We start from the raw sequence: 16,716 nt of genomic DNA, 5'->3' as shown, positions 1-16,716 counted from the left end.
GAGCGTGAGAAGCCTGCCCAGAACTTGCTGATGGCATTAAAAGCTGTGAAGGAAACCATGGTCATACTGACGACCTTAAACAGGAGGCAATATGAAACTATATTTAGCGATCTTTACATTCATCAAATCACTCTTTGAAAAGCCGGAAACAATTCAGGCTTCTGATAAAAAACCTTTAAAGCTTAATCTTCAATTTTTTGCGGAAGGTGATCCTCCAGGTGGAGAATCTGGTGGTGACAAAGGCGGCGAAGGAGGATCCGGAACTAAACCAGATCCGGAAGACAAACCGTTTGCTACTTTCAACAGCAAAGAAGAATTGGATAAGCGCCTAAATCGAGCACAAAAAGCTGGACAGAAAGCACTGGCCGAACAGCTCGGCTTTGACTCGGTTGAAGCGATGGAGAAAGCAATTTCTTCTAAAAAGAATCCTGAAGGTGGAACTGGTGATAAAGGCGGTAAAGGTCCGGACAAAGATGTAGATGTTGATGCAATCATTGAACAGAAACTGCAGGAGGATCGCCAGAAGACATTCAAGCGACTTCTGACAGCCGAGGTAAAACTAGCCGCAAAGGAACTCGACTTTGCTGATTACGAGGATGCTCTTAAACTCGGCGATTTTGAAGATGTAAAAGAAGATGCCAACGGTGAGATTACTGGCGTCAAAGAAGTTCTTGAAGCGCTGGCAAAAAAGAAGCCACATCTTCTGAAGAAAGCGGGCAACGGCAACTTTGGTGCAGATGCAGGAAGCAGCCGTAAATCTGAGCAAGAGCGTTTAGAGCAATTGAAGAAAGAAGCACAATCCCGCGGTACTTACACAGCTAGTGTAAATGATCCGTGGAAACGATAAACCAATTGAACTGGAGGAATGAGAAATGAATTTACAACCCCGTCCAACCTTTGTAGTTGAAGGTGAAGCAGAAATTCTGGCGAGTTACGAGGTAGTTCGTGAAGTAGTTAATGGCATCACGATTGATTCTGCTGCAGTAACCGCTGTTGATGGAAAGAAGGTCATTGCGAAGGGAATGCCCATGGCGAAGCTGGCGAGTGGGAAGTACGTGCCGTACGATCCAGCAGGAGCTGACGGATCAGAGAACCCGACCGTGCTTCTCAAGCACACTGTAGATGTAACTGAAGGGGATCATGTTGTCGGTGGTTATGAGGTTGCGAAGGTGATTTCAGAGCGCATCCCTGTTGCTGTTGATGCTACACTTCGCGGCAAAATGCCTCAGATTGTATTCGCTTAATCAAATAAACTTGAAAACAGAAAGGATGGTTTAAATGCCACCAGAATTATTGAATCTTGAACAAGCTCTTTCAGGTCAGGAGTTACTGACTTATTCAAATAACCTTGTTACACCAAATAACTATCTTGCTGAGCTGCTCTTCCCGGCGCAGGAAACATCTGAGCTAAACGTAGATGTTATTCGTGAAGGATCTCGTCTTCCTGTAATGGCCCAGGTCGGAGAGCTTGGTACAGAAGTTGAATACGGCAGCCGTGAAGGTCTTACAGGACAACGTATTTCTATTCCTAAGATTCAGCGCGGTCGCGCAATGGATGAGAAGTATGTCCGTCTTCTGCTTCAGAACGGCCTTCGTTCAAATGAGTTTGCAGAAATCCGTAGAACTCAGCTTGATGATGCAGCTTATGCTGTACAAGCAATTAAGGCTCGTAAAGAATGGATTGCAATGCAGGCGATTTCTACTGGAAAGGTAACTGTATCTGAAGCAGGTGCGCCACCAATCTCAGTAGACTTCGGATATCAAGCAGATCAAAAGCCAGTGCTTAGCGGGACGGACCTGTGGAGCGATACAGAAAACTCTACTCCGCTTGATGACATTCAGCAGTGGGTAAATGATGCCGGTGATAAAGGGATTGTTCTAAGCCGCGCAATGGCGTCACGTCAAGTTATCGGGTACCTTAAGCAAAACATGAGTCTTAGAAAGGCATATCACGGTGATCCATCAGGCACTGCGAACCCGCCGATTCTTAACCGTGCTCAGCTTGATTCACTCATGGATACTCACAATCTTCCTGTGATTGTAGAGTACGATACGCAGGCTCGTGTTGAGAATAAGGCACTCTCCAATGGACGTGTTTCTTTCTCAAATGTTCGAATGATGCCGCAAAACCGTTTTGTCCTTCTTCCTGACGGTCCTCTGGGGAACTACCTGTGGGCGAAAACAACTGAAGAACTGATGAGTGAGATTGATGCAGTTGATACAGATTCGAATGGTATCTATGTATTCAGAGATATCGATAAAAATCCTATTCGTGTAAGAACTATCGGTGCAAATCTTGCGTTCCCTGCATTCGGATATAACGATTCTGTTGTTACAGCAACAGTGATTTAAGGGCGTCTCTTCTGAGGCGTCTTATTCTTTTGAGAGGAAGTGAGAAGGATGGATGTTAAAGTCAGTGCAGTCGTAAAGCATAACGGTAAATGGTTCAAGTCTGGTGACGAGCTGAAGAAGATCAAAAAGGAAGATGGCAAACGTCTAATTGATCTTGGTGTCGGTGCAGAGATTGAAGAATCTGAGGCAGAGAAGAAGGCACGCGAAAAGGCTGAAAAAGAAGCTGCTGCTAAAGCTGAGGCAGAAGCTAAACAAAAAGCCGAAGAGGAAGCTAAAGCAAAAGAAGCTGCAGATAAAAAGGCTGCTGAAGAAAAAGCAAAAGCTGATGAGGCTGAAAAAGGAAAGTAGGTGATCTGAATGCCTACAGTTGAAACAGTGGGAGCCTGGATTGCATCAAACGTTCTTGATTCACAAGCATGGGACGAGGCCGCAAAGAAAGATTTAGCCTTTGTTCAAGCTTCAAGAAATCTCACGCGATGGTATCCAGAAGTACCACTAACTGATGAAACAGTTGCTTATCAGGCGATCTGGGAGCTGCAAGGACTTGACCCGGCTCTGAAATTTCAGAAGCAGGGAGTTAAGGCTGTCACAGATAATGGTGAGCGTATTGATTATACATCCCGGGATAAGGTCGCTCCTGAAGTCAGAGAGATTTTAGGACCGCCTATCTTTGAAGTTGTTGAGCATGAAGCTGAAGAAGAAGCACTTCCACAGTTCGGCGGTATGCTGCTATGAGTATCTTTGGGTACCCGGCAGTCATTACTCACGTAAAGGCAATAGTCGATAATTGGGGGCGTGTCAGCGGCACCGATGAAGTTCCCTCTAAGGCTAAAGTGATTGAAGAGCAGAAGGTCATCAAGAATGATAAAGGTGAAGAGGTACAGAGTATGATTGAAGTTCATTTGCCGGGCGCTCACTCGATCGGTAATCAGGATCGAATCCTTTACACTAATCAACTCGGCAAGGAGTACGACTTCCGGCCATTGCATTATGAAGTCAGAAAAGAGCTCGGTACCGATATCGCAAAGAAGGTGATCATTTATGGCTGATGAATACTTCGTTCTTGGTGGACTGGATGAAATGGAGCAAAGTCTAACAAATATCGAAAGAGAATTCTTTCGCAATCTCGATATTGTTTTGACCAAGCTGGCCGAGAAGGTTATTGAGGATGCTAGGATGCTTGCTCCAGTCCTAAGCGGTGATCTTGAGGCGGCACTGGATATTGATGAAGTAAAGACAATGCTTTCAGCAATCTATATCGACTTTGGAGTTGTTGCCAGTCCTGAAGTAGCACCATATGCTTGGGCTCAGCATGAAGGTTTCCGGAAAACAAAAACAGGTAAAGTTGTTCACTTTTCTCCTGGAGAAGTTACGAGTAGCAAAGGGGCCCACAAAGGTTTCATGCCTGGTAAAAAGTATCTGGAGAACGCTATTACCATTAACGAAAAAACGATCATGAAAGAGCTTGCTACTGCTCTGAAGTTTGGAGGTTTTTCATTTTGACCGGAACTGAGCTAATTGAATATTTATCAGCTGAAGGTTTCAATGTATTCCCGGACCCCAACTTCATACCAGCTGAAATGGATGAGAGCCAATTGCCGGCTCTTTTTGTTTTTTCGACTGGGGGTGGTCAGTCTGATAACGACTTACCTTTAGATTTTCCAAACTTCCAAGTGGTGCTGAAGGGTAAAAGCTACTCTATAAACCCTATTCGGATGCACGAAACAGAGACTTTAGCAAAAGCTCTTATTAAACTACTCAATAAGAAGGTGCACTATCAAATCGGCAAAAGCTACATCTATATCAGCAGGGCGATTCAAAGTAATCCAATTCCAATCGGACTGGATGAAAAGGATCGTCCTATTTTTTCCACCAATTTCAGTTTTAAAATTCAGGAATTTAATTAAAGGAGGCAACATTTATGGCACAAGGTATTGATGTTCCAATCGGTCCAGCTACTGTTGAATACGGTGAGGACACAAGTAAAGTAGTATTTGATGTTACAAAGGGCGGGATTGTTTTTTCTGCCGGGACAACTAAGCAAGATACTACAATTGATCAACTCGGTGACACCATCGTTAAATCAATTCTAAAAGGACGTACTGCACAAGTAACAGTACCGTTCGCATTACACGACCTTGAAAAAATTGCGGCGGCGATTCCGAATTCTAAGTATGTTGAAGATGCTACTGATCCGGAGAACGTAAAAAAGAAAGTAATTGTTAGTGCGCAAGCGGGTTACAACTTCCTTAAGAATGCTAAAAAGCTGGTTATCAAACCAACGGACCCGGCAGCTACTCCAAATGACTGGATTACAATGCCACTGGCGGGCGTAATGGCTGACCCAGAATACACTTACAACTCAGATAATGAGCGTGTAACGAATATCACGTTTGTTGGCTACCCAGATATGGAGAACGGCAATCAGATTTATATCATGGGTGATGAAACTGCAGTAGATCCAGCGCCGGCAGGATAATATCTAATTAAAGAGCTCTCACTTGAGGGCTCTTTTACTTTTGGGAGGAAATCGAATGTTGAAGGAATGGATGCAACAAAGAGCTAACGGGGACAATTTTGTGCTGCTTGGTGATAAAAAGGCTGAAGTGAAGAAAATCAGTCCTGATCTTTTTAAGAAATTAACGCAGTCAATTGATGTATTACCCAACCTGTTAATCCAGGTCTTCACAGCAAATCAGGATGACCGTGTAACCACCGGTCTGTTAGCTGCTGAAGTTGGCCTTGATGAAGTGGTAAGAATCGTTTCGTTACTTAGTGATATTGATGAAGATTATCTGCATAAAAAAGCTGGGGTTTCAGAACTTGTTCGTTATCTCATGCTCACATATAAGCGAAATGACTTTGAGGCAGTTCTAAAAAACGTAAAAAGCCTTCTGCACAAGAATTTGACGGACAGCAATCAGGAGATCAAGCAGAAGGCGTAACACTTGATGAATTTTTACAGGAAGCAGCAATTGCCTTAGGAGTTACTCAAAAAGCGATTGAGCAAGAGTACTACCTGGTTGATCTTCCTGCAATGCTTGAGAAAAAGCGTGATGAAGACATTTCTCATCAGATCGAAGCAATCACAAGGATGATCGCTACAAATAACCGATCCATGCGTGATGAAGAGTTCACAAAATACTTCAATGATCTCCAGCGCTTAAATCATTCAACTAAAAACCAAAAGCCTCAAAATATGAAATTTGACCGTGAAGGCATGGAACGGTTGAGAGCAATGCAGGGAGGGTGACGATATGGCTGCAAGTCTTGGCGATCTTAGAGGTCGTATTTTATTAGATAGTAAAAATTTTAAAGATAAGATGAACGATGCGAGAAATGAGATGGAGAAGACCCGGATCTCAAGCAAAAATCTTAACAGAGATTTTGGTAATATCCAAAAATCTTCTGTAGCAGTAGGTGGCGCAGTAATTGCCGGTATTGGGGCATCTGTCCAGGTCGCACGTAACTTTGAGCAGGCAATGGCACGAGTAAAAGCAATTTCCGGTGCTACTGACGCGGAGTTCAAGCGACTTGAAGCAACTGCTCGTGAATTGGGTGCTACAACTCAATACAGCGCTTCTGAAGCAGCGGAAGGCATGAGTTATCTTGCAATGGCCGGTTTTGATGTGAACGAAACTATCTCAGCTATGCCTGGAGTATTAAACCTTGCAGCAGCTTCTCAGCAATCTCTTGGCGTTTCAGCAGATATCGTTTCAAATATTCTTTCCGGTTTTGGTATGAGTGCAGAACAATCGGGTGAGGCCGTTGATATTCTTGTAAAAACAATGAGTACAGCTAATACAGATCTTCCTATGCTTGGAGATGCAATGAAGTATGTAGCGCCGGTAGCAGCTTCGCTTGGTTTGAGTATTGAAGAAACTGCAGCAGCAGTCGGCAAAATGAGTGACGCCGGTATTCAAGGTTCACAAGCAGGTACCTCTCTACGTGCTATGTTACTTGCACTTGCTAATCCAGTTGGTCAAACAGAAAAAGCATTTGAAGCTCTTGATATATCAGTACAAAATGCAGATGGTTCTATGAAGCCTATTCCGGAGCTCGTGGGTCATATCGCCGGAAAACTTGAGGGTATGGGTGATGCTCAAAAGACAGCAACTGCTGCTCAATTAGTTGGTACTGAAGCAGCATCTGGATTTCTTGCTTTGCTTGATGTTGGAGAAGACACACTTGCTGATTATACTTCTGAACTAGAAAACGCAGGTGGAACAGCTGAGCGTGTAGCAAAAACTCAGATGGATACGTTGAATGGATCCTTTAAAGAATTTCAGTCTGCGCTTGAAGAAGTAGGTATCAAGGTTGGAAATGAATTTTTACCAATCTTTAGAGACCTAGTTGATCAAGGTGCTGATGTAGTCAGATGGCTTGGTGAAGTTGATGGAGAAACGGTTAAGATGGGAGTATCATTTGTCGGCACTACAGCGGCAGTTGCGGCAACACTCGCAACACTTGGTAAGCTTTCCATTGCTCTGAGTGCTTTTGCTATGACGCCAGTAGGTGCAGCAATTATCGGAGTATCTCTTTTATCTGGTGGGATCGTTGCCCTCAAACAAGCTTACAATGATACGAATGAAGTAAACCTTGAATTGGCTAATTCTATGATAGAGACAAGCCAAGCATTAAAAGACAAGACTGATGATTTCGAAAGTCTTCGCGCAAAAAGTGAATTGACACGAAATGAATTTGGTCGCTTCATGGACATTCAAGCCGAGTTAAGAGCAGCCTCTGATCAAGGCACGATTGAAGCGCTGAATGCTGAACAAGATGCTTTAGTTGAAAAGAGTACATTATCCAATAATGAGTTAAATAGAATGGTGGAACTCAATAATGAACTGATCGATACCGTCCCTGAATCTGCGGTTGCAATCACCGATCAGGGTAACCGTATTTTGGCGACCACTGATAAAGTCAGAGAATACAATGCCGAGCTGTATGAATCAACAATGCGTGAATTAGAGCGTCAAAGAATTACAGCTGAAAGTAACGAGCGTGAAAACAAAGAGGAACTAGCAAGACTCCAGAAAGAACTAAACGAAGGAATAGTTGAAGAAGAAAGATTGCGTGCGGAAGCAAATAGTTTTGATGAAGCGGCCACAGAACGACAAATAGAAAAGATTGAAAAGCAGATTGCCTATAATGAAGAACAGGGTCTTACTACTAGAGAACTTCACTTGCAGAGAGACCAGCTACAATCTCAAATTGATAATCATGAGGTTCTTTTAGGTCAACAGACTGCGAAGAATGATAAGACTAAAGAAGATATAGCTGCCTTACAACAAGAAATTGATCTAGTGGATGAAATCACTCAACAAATGAGTGAATTAGTTTTGCAACAAGTTGGCTTGACTGCTGAAAAGGGCAAAGAAGTTGAAGCTATTCAAGAAGCTATTGCAGGAGTACAAACACAAAAGCAAGCCCTGGAAGAAAATACACCTGTAAATCAACGTAATACAGAAGCATATAGAGAGCAAGTTGGAGCCTTAGATCAACAGTTAACTAATTTAAATAATGCCAAAAACGAATTACTTTCTGTTAAAGGTATGTCGGATTTGTTGACCGGTACTTATCAGGAACAAATTTCAGCAGTGAATGGAGCTATATCGGCATTGCGAGCGGAAAAGCAGCAATTACAACAAAATACACCAGCTGCTGAAAGGAATACGCGTGAGTATTTGGATGGTGTGGCTGCTATAGATGGTCAGATCGCTAACTTGAATACAGTGAGAAACCAGATACTTGGCGCTACTACTAATGCCCAGGCATTAAATGCTGAGTTAGGAAGAGATATCAGCAAGAGAGTAACGATTATCACCAGTCAAACGGGTGGCCCTGACTTAAACGCAGGCAATCAGAGACTCGCATATCACTCTGGTGGAGTCATTGGTAAAGATGGTCAGGAACTACCTCGTTTGCATTCAGGCGGCACAGGTGCAAGTGTTGCATCGAGTCCTTTACACAATGAAGTAGATGTCCGGCTTTTACGAAATGAAATGGTTCTGACAGAGTCACAGCAAAACCAACTTTTCAGAATGTTGAATTCATCTATCAATAGCGTTTCTGCTTATGATAAAGACAATGAGCTGAAGGACAAAGGTACCCTTGCTAATGAAAGGTTAAGGGCTGCAGAAGAATTTATGAAGTATCAGAGGGATATGGATCGGATTACCGAATCAACTGAACTGAAGATGTACGAAAGTCTGTTAAAAAGATTCAATGCACATAAAGATATCAGGAAGAAACTCGAAGTAGAAGTTTACCGAAGACGTCAGGAACTTAGCACAGATGCATTCAAAGCAGAGTTAGATGGTTTATCAAAAGTAGAAGACCGCATGAAAGATGTCGGTCGATCAGATACCTTCATTCTGAGTCAAAGAATTAAAAACTTAGATGCCTTAAGGTACAAGTACCGGGCTAACACTGAAGCAACCAAACAGTTGGATAAAGAATTGTATGATGAGCGCAGAAAACTGACTGAACTTCTCAAACGTGAGCAGGAACAAGCGTTACGAGATACGACAAATGCCCTTGAAGACAGCCTGAGGGATCAAGAACGCGCGGAACTTGATTCATTGGATAAGCGCAGGAAAGAAATTAATGATTTTTATAATGATCAGTTTGATGAAATGGATGCTGAAAAACGTGAAGAAGACCGCAGCAAGTTACTAGCTGATGCTGAAAAGTATCGTCATGCAACATCCAGAGATGGAATTGCTAAATACAATTCTGTAGTAGAGAAGCTGCGTGAGATGGATCGCCAGGATCAGAAGAGAAAGCTTGAAGATCAGCGAGATGAAGAACTTGCAAATCTCGATCAGAGAGAAGATCAGGTCAAAGACTACTTTAGCGAATTGCGAAAAGCTGTCTCTGATTACTCTGGATATACATTAGAAATTGAAAAATTCATGCATGATGAGAGATTAAAACTCATGGGAGAAACTAATCGAAAATTGATCCAAGAACTTTCAAATTTCGTAACTGAATATCAGGAACTTGCTAAACCTGTTCAAGGAGAAGCAGGCACCAGAGGGAGTATTTATACCGGTTGGTATGGTAACGCTTCCGATGCTCAAGAAGTTGCAGATGAAATGATGAGGAATTACGGAGCCCATGAAGCAAATATTGAAAAAGGAGAAAGAGGATATCACGTAAGAGGTATTTTTGAGTCTCTTGAAAGAGCGCAAAAGGTAAGAGATAAACTATTCGAACGAGGCTTCTTTAAAGTCGCTGATGTGGCCAAGTATCACACTGGAGGTATCGCGGGTCTCATGAACTTCAGTCGATCAGACAGACTTCTCCCGAATGAAATTGCGGCTGTTATGCAACGCGGCGAAATTGCTCTTCAGCCACAGCAACTAGAATCGTTAATCGGCGGGACCGGACAGAAAGTCGAAGAACATCATTACCATGGTCCGTTGATCTCACATGAAGGTGATGTAAGGCTAGAAGACGATGCAGACATCGCGACATACTGGACCGAAAGAGAATTGCTTGCTCAAAAGCTTTTATCGAGGGGGAATAGACCATGAGCTTAGATATGAGAGGAGGAGGTAACATTGCAGGATTTTCGTTTGACGCTCTGGGACTATCCTTAATCAGAGCTAATGTACCAATCCTTCCATCGACTAGACAGTTTGAGGAAGAGCTACCTGGTCTGGATGGAGCGATTGATTTAGGAACAGAATATACGACTCGGCCGATAGAATTGGTACTGGATATTTCAGCAGATAATGAAGCTGAATATCAATCGAAGCTGGCGATGGTAGCATTGGCATTTGACCCTTCAAAAGGTGTTCAGGAGTTGGTGCTAGGTCGTCAATCAGGTAAAGTTTACTTTGTAAAATATAATGGATCTTTGCCTATCGAAAGAATTGGTACCTATGGCGAATTTACTCTGCCGTTAAAAGCATTTGACCCATTTGCATATTCGGTCACTAAATCAACGACTCCTCTTGAATTAGGTCAGGGCTATGTATTAGGGCAAGGTTTAAGTTTAGGCATGACTTACACATACGATATTGACCAGCCTTACAATTTGCTTGAGGTTGTGAATGCAGGAACCTATCGCGCTTTTCCCATTATTAAAATAGTTGGCATAGCGGACACGATTCTCTTGAAGAATGAAACCACCGGAAAAGAATTACTAATTGATGTAACGATGGGTGGTACATCGGAGCTTACGATCGACATGAAAAATTCAACTGTATATTTAAATTCGACCAATCGCTTTGATGATACATCAGGCGATTTTTTTGTTCTCCAGCCAGGTGTAAACAGCTTGTCGGTTATGTCTGATCAAGCTGATTACATTATGGAGATTGAGTTTAGACATACGTATCTTTATTAAAAAGGGTGTGAAGAAATGGCAGAAGGTTTTGAGATTATCGGCACCAAACTAGACTTGGAGTTTGGGGAGAAGATTAATCGTAACTTCTCAAAAATTGGTGATGTAGCTTCTGCAACAACAGCGGCAAATCAAGCTGCAGATCGAGCAAATACAGCATCTGATATTGCAGAACAAGCAATTGATGAATTAAGACCAACAATTGATAATGCAGAAGCAGCTACTGCGGATGCATTGACGGCTGCTGAAACTGCTGAGGAATCAAGTATTACGGCAAATGATGCAGCTAACAATGCCACTCTTGCCGCCGGGTCAGCAAATACAGCAGCAACTGAAGCAAATACAGCGGCTGCTAGTGCTAACCAGGCAACCACTGATGCAACAGCAGCAACAAATTCAGCAAACACTGCAGCAAGTAACGCGAATACTGCAGCAGATACTGCCAATGCTTCAGCGGTATTAGCTGATGAAGCAACTTCTAACGCAAATACAGCGACTGCTAGCGCAGTTGATGCTACAGCAGATGCTGAAAGCGCAACACAAGCAGCTGAGTTTGTAACTAACAACTTTAAGAGGGTTGGTGAATTCAGTGCAAGCGTGACTTACCTGAGAGGCAATGAGGTTGGTTATAACGGATCATCTTATGTAGCGTTGCAGGAAACCACAGGCAACCTGCCTACGAACACTACATTTTGGGCCTTAAGAGCTCAACGTGGAGTAGATGGTACTGGTGCTGTATCTACCGTTAATGGATTATCTCCTGATGAAAGCGGAAATGTGGAAGTTGATACAGTTACAGATTGGTCAGATCTTACTGGGAAGCCAACTGAGTTTACGCCGGCAGCACATTCTCATGAAATATCAGATGTTAATGGGTTACAAAGTGAATTAGATAGTAAAGGTAGTCAGGCAGATATTGCTACATTACAAGAATTCGCTACGACGCATCCGGCGGAAGATGCGACATTAACCAAAAAAGGACATGTCCAATTAAGCAGTAGTGTAACCAGTACGAGTGAAACGTTAGCAGCGACTCCAAAAGCGGTTAAAACCGCAATGGACAGAGCAGATGCGGCTTTTCAATCAGCCAGTGATGGGAAAACGGCAGTGGCTAGTGCGGTTACTGCAAAAGGTGTAGCGGCAAGTCCTACCGATACATTTCCGACATTGGCTACGAAAATAGGACAAATTAGTACAGGTAAAGGGTGGGCTAGTGGAACAACAAGCTTCACTGGTTATAGTTTGATAATTACAGGTCTGCCATTTACTCCAAAAACATTTCTTGCTCAAACAGTATCTGGGGGTAATCATATAGCGCATTTTGTCATGGCTTCTATTGCATTGCCTGCCCCATTACGTATAGGGGCAGGAAACTCACCATATTATAGTCCAACCGTGACATGGAACAGTGATGGTCTAGTCATTTCCATGCCTTATGGTACAGGTACTTTCAATTGGTTTGCTTATGAATGAAGGAGGAATTTAAATGAACACGTTAATCATTTATGACAATGCAGGTTATATATTGGATATTAGAAGCGGTGAACCTTCACCAAGAGAACCAAACGGTGTACCTTTTTTATGGGTGGAAATCCCTCAAGGAAAACAATTAAAGATAAGAGATGGAATCGGTGTGGATGTTTCTGTTTCACCACATCAAGCGTTTTTAGAAGATATTCCTAAATCAGATGTACAAATATTAAAAGAGCGCCAGGACGCTACAGAAGAAGCGTTATTAGGCGTATTATTAGGAGGAATGTAAAATGTTTTACGGATTCTTATTAAACATGTGGATTATGAAAAAGATTGATGCGGTTTACCTATCGAAAATGGTCACACTTGGACGCATTACACAGGGAGAATCAAATATGATTCAGGCTACGCCACAATCGGATACAGGTTCATTGTCGGTTGTTCAGGAGCTTTAAACGCAAGAAGTCGGGAGGTTTAATATGAACAAAGGATTCACTATTACATGCGACAATTGTGGTAAAAACAACGTTTCAATTATCAGTTGGGACAGGGAATATGATAGAAATATTATCGAAATAGAATGCCACGACTGCGGACAAAATGTAATCGACAACAAAACGATTAGCGAAGGAAAGTAAACATCGCGCCGCATCTGGAATTTTATACGTCGTAAAGCAAGCACCCATTGAGGTGTATTTTTTATGTTCAGAATTCATAATCCCCTTATGATAAAATCACTTAAAGGACTGATTTGAAATGACAAAAGGATTTTCTGTTAAATGCATGGAATGTAATAGTGAACTATTAGTTGAAAAAGGATTTGATAAGAAAACAAATTCTTCAAATATTGTTATCTCTGTCTTGGGCAGCTACCCGCATCAATCACTATTTATAGTGTGTTCAAAATGCGAGGACAACGAAGTAGAATTTGATGTCTAAACGATCATAGGGGGATTTATGGAACATAGAAAACTAATTGCACTCTCAGTTAAATGCAACGAATGTTCTAGAGGATGGTCTGCATCTGCTGAGGAGTTTGAGAAGCTCGACCTTAAGTGTCAAGATCCAGAATGCAATAATACTTTTTCGGTATATGAAGGAATAAGAAATTCTTTGAAAGACAAAGAAGAGCAATTTATGCCGAATACTCTTTTAGCTAACGATATGTACAATGGTACTGTTTCTTTAAAAATGGGTTATTCAAAGTATATAGAGTTGCCTCAAGGTATTCAAAAAGTATTTAAAGTACAGTTGATTCCAATGGGACCGTTTCAAATAGGAGCAGTTGACATAACGGCCAACGGTTTTAATGTTCTTACTTCTTTTATAGAAGGCTCAGAGGAACCGAAACTAGGAGAAGAAATCATGTCATTTTATATAGTTAATGCCAAAAAAGATGACTATGAAGAACCATGGTTGCACCTGTTATCTTCATCTTTAGATCATTTAAGATCAAAAGAATATTTAACAAGTATAATCCTTTCAGAAATAGCTTTAGAATCCTTTATTGATAAAACAATATCAAATGAATATTTAAGAATAGGACTTGATGAAGACAGTATTTCAAGGCTTATGGTTTCGGCAAATATTCCAACTAAAGTTAACCCTTTAATGTACAACTTGTTTGGATTTAAGCTTTCGTCTTTTAAAGAAACCCATCGAAATTGGCAAGAGAGGGTCTTGATTTGGAGAAATGAGATAGCGCATGGGTCAAAAGCTAAAGCTACCTCTGAAGAAGCTCAACTATCATTTGATACAGTAGTAGATGCTATCTTTCAGTTGATTGAGTCGATAGAACGTTCTAGGAAAAATTAAACTTAGTAGGGCAACTGGTTAGTTGCTCTTTTTCTTGGAGATTTATGCGTCGTAAACATCATTAAATAATGATGTTTTTTTTGATGTTCAAAAGTGGTATATTTTTCTTAAAAAAGGGTCGTCTCAAATTCTTTTGTAGGTGTGATCAATTGTGGTCAATCGGCCGAAGCTCAAAGAAATTGATTCGGAATTACTAAAGAAAATGGTTGCTGAGTTTGAAGAGAAGTTAGGGCGTGAGTTGAAGTTAGAAGAACTCAAGTTTTTGGCAGGCTTAGCGACAAAATAAAGGATGAGCCTCTTCTTCTGTATAATCAATAATCAGAAGAGGAGGGGAATACCTTGAGTGAAGCAGAAAATGCAATTACTGCGATTTCAGAGTTTAAGCATGTGAAGCAAAAAGCGTTTAATCGGGCTGTAGTTGAAATCTTAATTGAAAACGGCTTGGTAGAGAGTGCTGACCGTTTTAATGATAGAGCAGAAAAAATCCTTGCTGAGATTCAGGATGATGAAATAAAGAGCATTGGAGAACTACTTGCTTTACGAAGATAAATTCAAGTTGAAAGCATCTCAATCGAGGTGCTTTTTCTTTTTGGAATGAGGTGAAATATTTGCTTACTGTATTAGACAAAAACGAAAAGCCAATCGGAATTACGACACCATCTCCTGGCACTGAAGTCAGAGAAGTATTGACGATGGGTGAGACAGTACTATCATTTTCAATCCCTCAAAATAGCGACTCTGCAAAGTTAATTGAATTAGAGAACTTTATTGTATATGAAGATCAAAAGTTCATTATTAAACAGGCCGATTACTCTGAGTCTGGCAAAAAAACGATCTCTGTTAAGGCTACACACGTTTATATTGAATTGATTGATGAGTATATTCCACGTGTTGTTGAGTTTTATGGAGTGAGTTGCCAAACAGCTGTGAATGAGGTTCTGTTTGGAACTGATTTTTCCGTTGGTTCGATTAATGCTCCCGGGCTGCACGATATTGATCTAACCGAGATTAACGTTTTAAAGGCGCTGCAGATGATCCGCGAAAAATGGAATGTTGATTTATGGTTTGACAACAGAACAGTCCACCTGGGTAATCGAAGTAGAATGACCGATGTTGAAATCAAATATGGGAAGAATCTGAAGGCTCTAAGCTATCCTTCTACAACGTCAAATATAATCACTCGTCTCTATGTTTACGGCAAGGACGGATTAACACTTGAAGGGCTTACTGGACTGCGATACGTCGATTCTCCTTATATAGGCATGTACCGTAGACCGAAGCGCGGAGAAGTGAGATTCAATGATATTGATGATCCGAGTGAATTGTTGTACGAAGCTCAAAAGTATCTCGATACAGTCGATAAAATTCAGTTTTCGTATAAGGTGGATTTTCTTCATGAAGAGGATATTCGCTTGGGGGATGTTGTTCATATCACTCATACGCCATTTGGAATAGATAGGTTGCCAGCTCGTATTGTTGATATAGTCAAGAACCCTTTTGATAAAAAGACCATCAGAGCAACCTTATCATCAGCATGGAAAGACATGCTGGATCAAGACGCCGATAATATTCAAAAGCAGCAAGATGATTCTAGGTATATCAACCGTAGAGTAAAGCAAATAAACGAAGATTTGTCAGAGCAGTATTCAATGATAGAGCAAACTGATGAAAGAATTACTTTAGAAGTTGGAGTGATTAATGGCGAGCTGCAAGAAGCATTCAGTCAAATCACAATAAATGCAACTGAAATTCAATCGAAAGTTTCTCAAACGGATTACAACGGAAATACGATCTCATCTCTGATCAACCAAACGGCCACTACTATTAAGATTCAGGCAAGTAAAATCAATCTAGTAGGTGCAGTAACAGTATTATCAGAAATTACAGGTAATCTCGGGACCATTACTGGTGGAACGATTAATGGTATAACCCTGAACTCCATATCACCAGGAAGAAACGTTCAAATTTCAAACGGTAGAATATCAATAAATGATATGTCGTTGGATCAGGACAGGCTCACATGGGATTTAGGTTCTCCTCAGGGTTATGTCCACTCAATCAGAGGTTCTAGTCTTGATCTTAGCATCTATTCAAGTATAGGCAGCATAACGCTGCAATCTCTCAATGACAGCGTGAGATTTATCGGAGATGTAAATTTTTCATCTGCATCAGTCAGTGGATTACCTGCACCAAGTTATGTTGCGAATGCAGGATACGCGAATACTGCAGGAGAAGCTTCAGAAGTAAGAAATGGTGGGACTGTAGCAATGATAGGTTCTACCGTTGAGTTAAATCCTTCCGGCTCAGGTCTTTTACGTGTGCTTTCGGCAGGATCTAATACACTAATCCAACATCAATACAGTGGAGCTGCAATAAAGTTGCTTAGTGATGAAGTTCATATTCGAAATGGATCAGATACAGGTTACAGATCTATTCACGCAAGCGCATTTACTGAAGTGTCGAATCGAGAATACAAAAAGAATATTGAGATAGCTGATATGCAGGCCCTTGACGGAGTAATTTCAACTCAGGTTCATAGTTATCATCATATTGATGATCTGGACAATGAATTTAAAAGAATTGGATTGATTGTAGATGAGGCGCCTGCTGAAGTGGTTAGTTTGGACGGTGTGGGAATTGATATGTATCACATGGTGAGCTATCTGTGGAGAGCAATTCAAGAACTTTACGAAAAAGTTGAAGTTGGAGGGAATTAA

At 41.4% G+C, this 16,716-nt stretch carries 20 protein-coding genes; all 20 read left to right on the top strand.

Going from position 1 to position 16,716, the window contains the following annotated elements; translation table 11 throughout:
* Positions 1 to 91 precede the first annotated feature (91 nt).
* The 20 genes from KP77_RS12480 (at position 92) to KP77_RS12390 (ending at position 16,716) form a co-directional block, all read left to right on the top strand.
* Positions 92 to 847: a hypothetical protein gene (locus KP77_RS12480; RefSeq protein WP_052474169.1), complete on the top strand. Its 756-nt coding sequence runs from the start codon at positions 92 to 94 to the stop codon at positions 845 to 847.
* A 25-nt stretch (positions 848 to 872) separates the two neighbouring features.
* Positions 873 to 1,244: a head decoration protein gene (locus KP77_RS12475; protein ID WP_041123055.1), complete on the top strand. Its 372-nt coding sequence runs from the start codon at positions 873 to 875 to the stop codon at positions 1,242 to 1,244.
* 34 nt (positions 1,245 to 1,278) lie between these two features.
* Complete coding sequence (locus KP77_RS12470) at positions 1,279 to 2,352, top strand: major capsid protein (protein WP_041123054.1); 1,074 nt, start codon at positions 1,279 to 1,281, stop codon at positions 2,350 to 2,352.
* A 48-nt stretch (positions 2,353 to 2,400) separates the two neighbouring features.
* A complete protein-coding gene (locus tag KP77_RS18330) occupies positions 2,401 to 2,700 on the top strand; it encodes a DUF7210 family protein (RefSeq protein ID WP_041123053.1) in 300 nt (99 codons plus the stop codon).
* 9 nt (positions 2,701 to 2,709) lie between these two features.
* Entirely contained in the window at positions 2,710 to 3,087 is a 378-nt protein-coding gene (locus KP77_RS12460) for a hypothetical protein (RefSeq protein ID WP_041123052.1), read from the top strand.
* On the top strand, positions 3,084 to 3,401 hold the full coding sequence (locus KP77_RS12455) for a hypothetical protein (RefSeq protein WP_041123051.1): 318 nt from the start codon (positions 3,084 to 3,086) through the stop codon (positions 3,399 to 3,401). Before KP77_RS12460 ends, KP77_RS12455 begins: the two co-directional genes overlap by 4 nt.
* Positions 3,394 to 3,855 carry a type 1 periplasmic-binding domain-containing protein gene (locus KP77_RS12450; protein ID WP_041123050.1) on the top strand — a complete coding sequence of 154 codons (462 nt, stop codon included), beginning with the start codon at positions 3,394 to 3,396 and terminating at the stop codon, positions 3,853 to 3,855. Before KP77_RS12455 ends, KP77_RS12450 begins: the two co-directional genes overlap by 8 nt.
* The gene (locus KP77_RS12445; RefSeq protein ID WP_041123049.1) at positions 3,852 to 4,259 is read left to right on the top strand and encodes a minor capsid protein; all 408 of its coding nucleotides are present in this window, start codon (positions 3,852 to 3,854) and stop codon (positions 4,257 to 4,259) included. The genes KP77_RS12450 and KP77_RS12445 overlap by 4 nt, the downstream gene beginning before the upstream one ends.
* A 14-nt stretch (positions 4,260 to 4,273) precedes the next feature.
* The gene (locus tag KP77_RS12440) at positions 4,274 to 4,831 is read left to right on the top strand and encodes a hypothetical protein (protein WP_041123048.1); all 558 of its coding nucleotides are present in this window, start codon (positions 4,274 to 4,276) and stop codon (positions 4,829 to 4,831) included.
* A 55-nt stretch (positions 4,832 to 4,886) separates the two neighbouring features.
* Positions 4,887 to 5,297 (top strand): hypothetical protein, encoded by a 411-nt coding sequence (locus tag KP77_RS12435; RefSeq protein WP_052474167.1) that lies wholly within the window; start codon positions 4,887 to 4,889, stop codon positions 5,295 to 5,297.
* A gap of 92 nt (positions 5,298 to 5,389) precedes the next feature.
* Positions 5,390 to 5,605 (top strand): hypothetical protein, encoded by a 216-nt coding sequence (locus tag KP77_RS12430; protein WP_041123047.1) that lies wholly within the window; start codon positions 5,390 to 5,392, stop codon positions 5,603 to 5,605.
* A 4-nt stretch (positions 5,606 to 5,609) separates the two neighbouring features.
* A complete protein-coding gene (locus KP77_RS12425; protein ID WP_052474165.1) occupies positions 5,610 to 9,896 on the top strand; it encodes a phage tail tape measure protein in 4,287 nt (1,428 codons plus the stop codon).
* Positions 9,893 to 10,714 (top strand): phage tail domain-containing protein, encoded by an 822-nt coding sequence (locus KP77_RS12420; RefSeq protein WP_041123046.1) that lies wholly within the window; start codon positions 9,893 to 9,895, stop codon positions 10,712 to 10,714. The genes KP77_RS12425 and KP77_RS12420 overlap by 4 nt, the downstream gene beginning before the upstream one ends.
* A gap of 15 nt (positions 10,715 to 10,729) precedes the next feature.
* Positions 10,730 to 12,184 (top strand): tail fiber protein, encoded by a 1,455-nt coding sequence (locus KP77_RS17600; protein ID WP_052474163.1) that lies wholly within the window; start codon positions 10,730 to 10,732, stop codon positions 12,182 to 12,184.
* 13 nt (positions 12,185 to 12,197) lie between these two features.
* On the top strand, positions 12,198 to 12,473 hold the full coding sequence (locus tag KP77_RS12405) for a hypothetical protein (protein WP_041123044.1): 276 nt from the start codon (positions 12,198 to 12,200) through the stop codon (positions 12,471 to 12,473).
* A gap of 1 nt (position 12,474) precedes the next feature.
* The gene (locus KP77_RS18325; RefSeq protein ID WP_200889072.1) at positions 12,475 to 12,639 is read left to right on the top strand and encodes a hypothetical protein; all 165 of its coding nucleotides are present in this window, start codon (positions 12,475 to 12,477) and stop codon (positions 12,637 to 12,639) included.
* 502 nt (positions 12,640 to 13,141) lie between these two features.
* Positions 13,142 to 13,999, top strand: a complete 858-nt coding sequence (locus KP77_RS12400; RefSeq protein WP_041123043.1) for a hypothetical protein — start codon at positions 13,142 to 13,144, stop codon at positions 13,997 to 13,999.
* Positions 14,000 to 14,150: 151 nt separating this feature from the next.
* Positions 14,151 to 14,285 (top strand): hypothetical protein, encoded by a 135-nt coding sequence (locus KP77_RS18550; RefSeq protein WP_268747471.1) that lies wholly within the window; start codon positions 14,151 to 14,153, stop codon positions 14,283 to 14,285.
* 53 nt (positions 14,286 to 14,338) lie between these two features.
* Positions 14,339 to 14,548, top strand: a complete 210-nt coding sequence (locus tag KP77_RS12395) for a hypothetical protein (RefSeq protein ID WP_041123042.1) — start codon at positions 14,339 to 14,341, stop codon at positions 14,546 to 14,548.
* A gap of 59 nt (positions 14,549 to 14,607) precedes the next feature.
* The gene (locus KP77_RS12390) at positions 14,608 to 16,716 is read left to right on the top strand and encodes a phage tail spike protein (protein WP_041123041.1); all 2,109 of its coding nucleotides are present in this window, start codon (positions 14,608 to 14,610) and stop codon (positions 16,714 to 16,716) included.

Origin of the sequence: Jeotgalibacillus alimentarius (assembly GCF_000829445.1) — a bacterium.
Lineage (GTDB): Bacteria > Bacillota > Bacilli > Bacillales > Jeotgalibacillaceae > Jeotgalibacillus > Jeotgalibacillus alimentarius.
This window is presented reverse-complemented; position numbering and strand designations above follow the sequence as displayed.

What these genes read in the sequence shown, in the direction of transcription:
- KP77_RS12425 (WP_052474165.1), top strand. Translation starts at nt 5,610, where the DNA reads ATGGCTGCAAGTCTTGGCGATCTTAGAGGTCGTATTTTATTAGATAGT.
- KP77_RS12475 (WP_041123055.1), top strand. Translation starts at nt 873, where the DNA reads ATGAATTTACAACCCCGTCCAACCTTTGTAGTTGAAGGTGAAGCAGAA.
- KP77_RS12455 (WP_041123051.1), top strand. Translation starts at nt 3,084, where the DNA reads ATGAGTATCTTTGGGTACCCGGCAGTCATTACTCACGTAAAGGCAATA.
- KP77_RS12440 (WP_041123048.1), top strand. Translation starts at nt 4,274, where the DNA reads ATGGCACAAGGTATTGATGTTCCAATCGGTCCAGCTACTGTTGAATAC.
- KP77_RS17600 (WP_052474163.1), top strand. Translation starts at nt 10,730, where the DNA reads ATGGCAGAAGGTTTTGAGATTATCGGCACCAAACTAGACTTGGAGTTT.
- KP77_RS12405 (WP_041123044.1), top strand. Translation starts at nt 12,198, where the DNA reads ATGAACACGTTAATCATTTATGACAATGCAGGTTATATATTGGATATT.
- KP77_RS12470 (WP_041123054.1), top strand. Translation starts at nt 1,279, where the DNA reads ATGCCACCAGAATTATTGAATCTTGAACAAGCTCTTTCAGGTCAGGAG.
- KP77_RS18325 (WP_200889072.1), top strand. Translation starts at nt 12,475, where the DNA reads ATGTTTTACGGATTCTTATTAAACATGTGGATTATGAAAAAGATTGAT.
- KP77_RS12400 (WP_041123043.1), top strand. Translation starts at nt 13,142, where the DNA reads ATGGAACATAGAAAACTAATTGCACTCTCAGTTAAATGCAACGAATGT.
- KP77_RS12480 (WP_052474169.1), top strand. Translation starts at nt 92, where the DNA reads ATGAAACTATATTTAGCGATCTTTACATTCATCAAATCACTCTTTGAA.
- KP77_RS12450 (WP_041123050.1), top strand. Translation starts at nt 3,394, where the DNA reads ATGGCTGATGAATACTTCGTTCTTGGTGGACTGGATGAAATGGAGCAA.
- KP77_RS12460 (WP_041123052.1), top strand. Translation starts at nt 2,710, where the DNA reads ATGCCTACAGTTGAAACAGTGGGAGCCTGGATTGCATCAAACGTTCTT.
- KP77_RS12430 (WP_041123047.1), top strand. Translation starts at nt 5,390, where the DNA reads ATGCTTGAGAAAAAGCGTGATGAAGACATTTCTCATCAGATCGAAGCA.
- KP77_RS12420 (WP_041123046.1), top strand. Translation starts at nt 9,893, where the DNA reads ATGAGCTTAGATATGAGAGGAGGAGGTAACATTGCAGGATTTTCGTTT.
- KP77_RS12435 (WP_052474167.1), top strand. Translation starts at nt 4,887, where the DNA reads ATGTTGAAGGAATGGATGCAACAAAGAGCTAACGGGGACAATTTTGTG.
- KP77_RS18330 (WP_041123053.1), top strand. Translation starts at nt 2,401, where the DNA reads ATGGATGTTAAAGTCAGTGCAGTCGTAAAGCATAACGGTAAATGGTTC.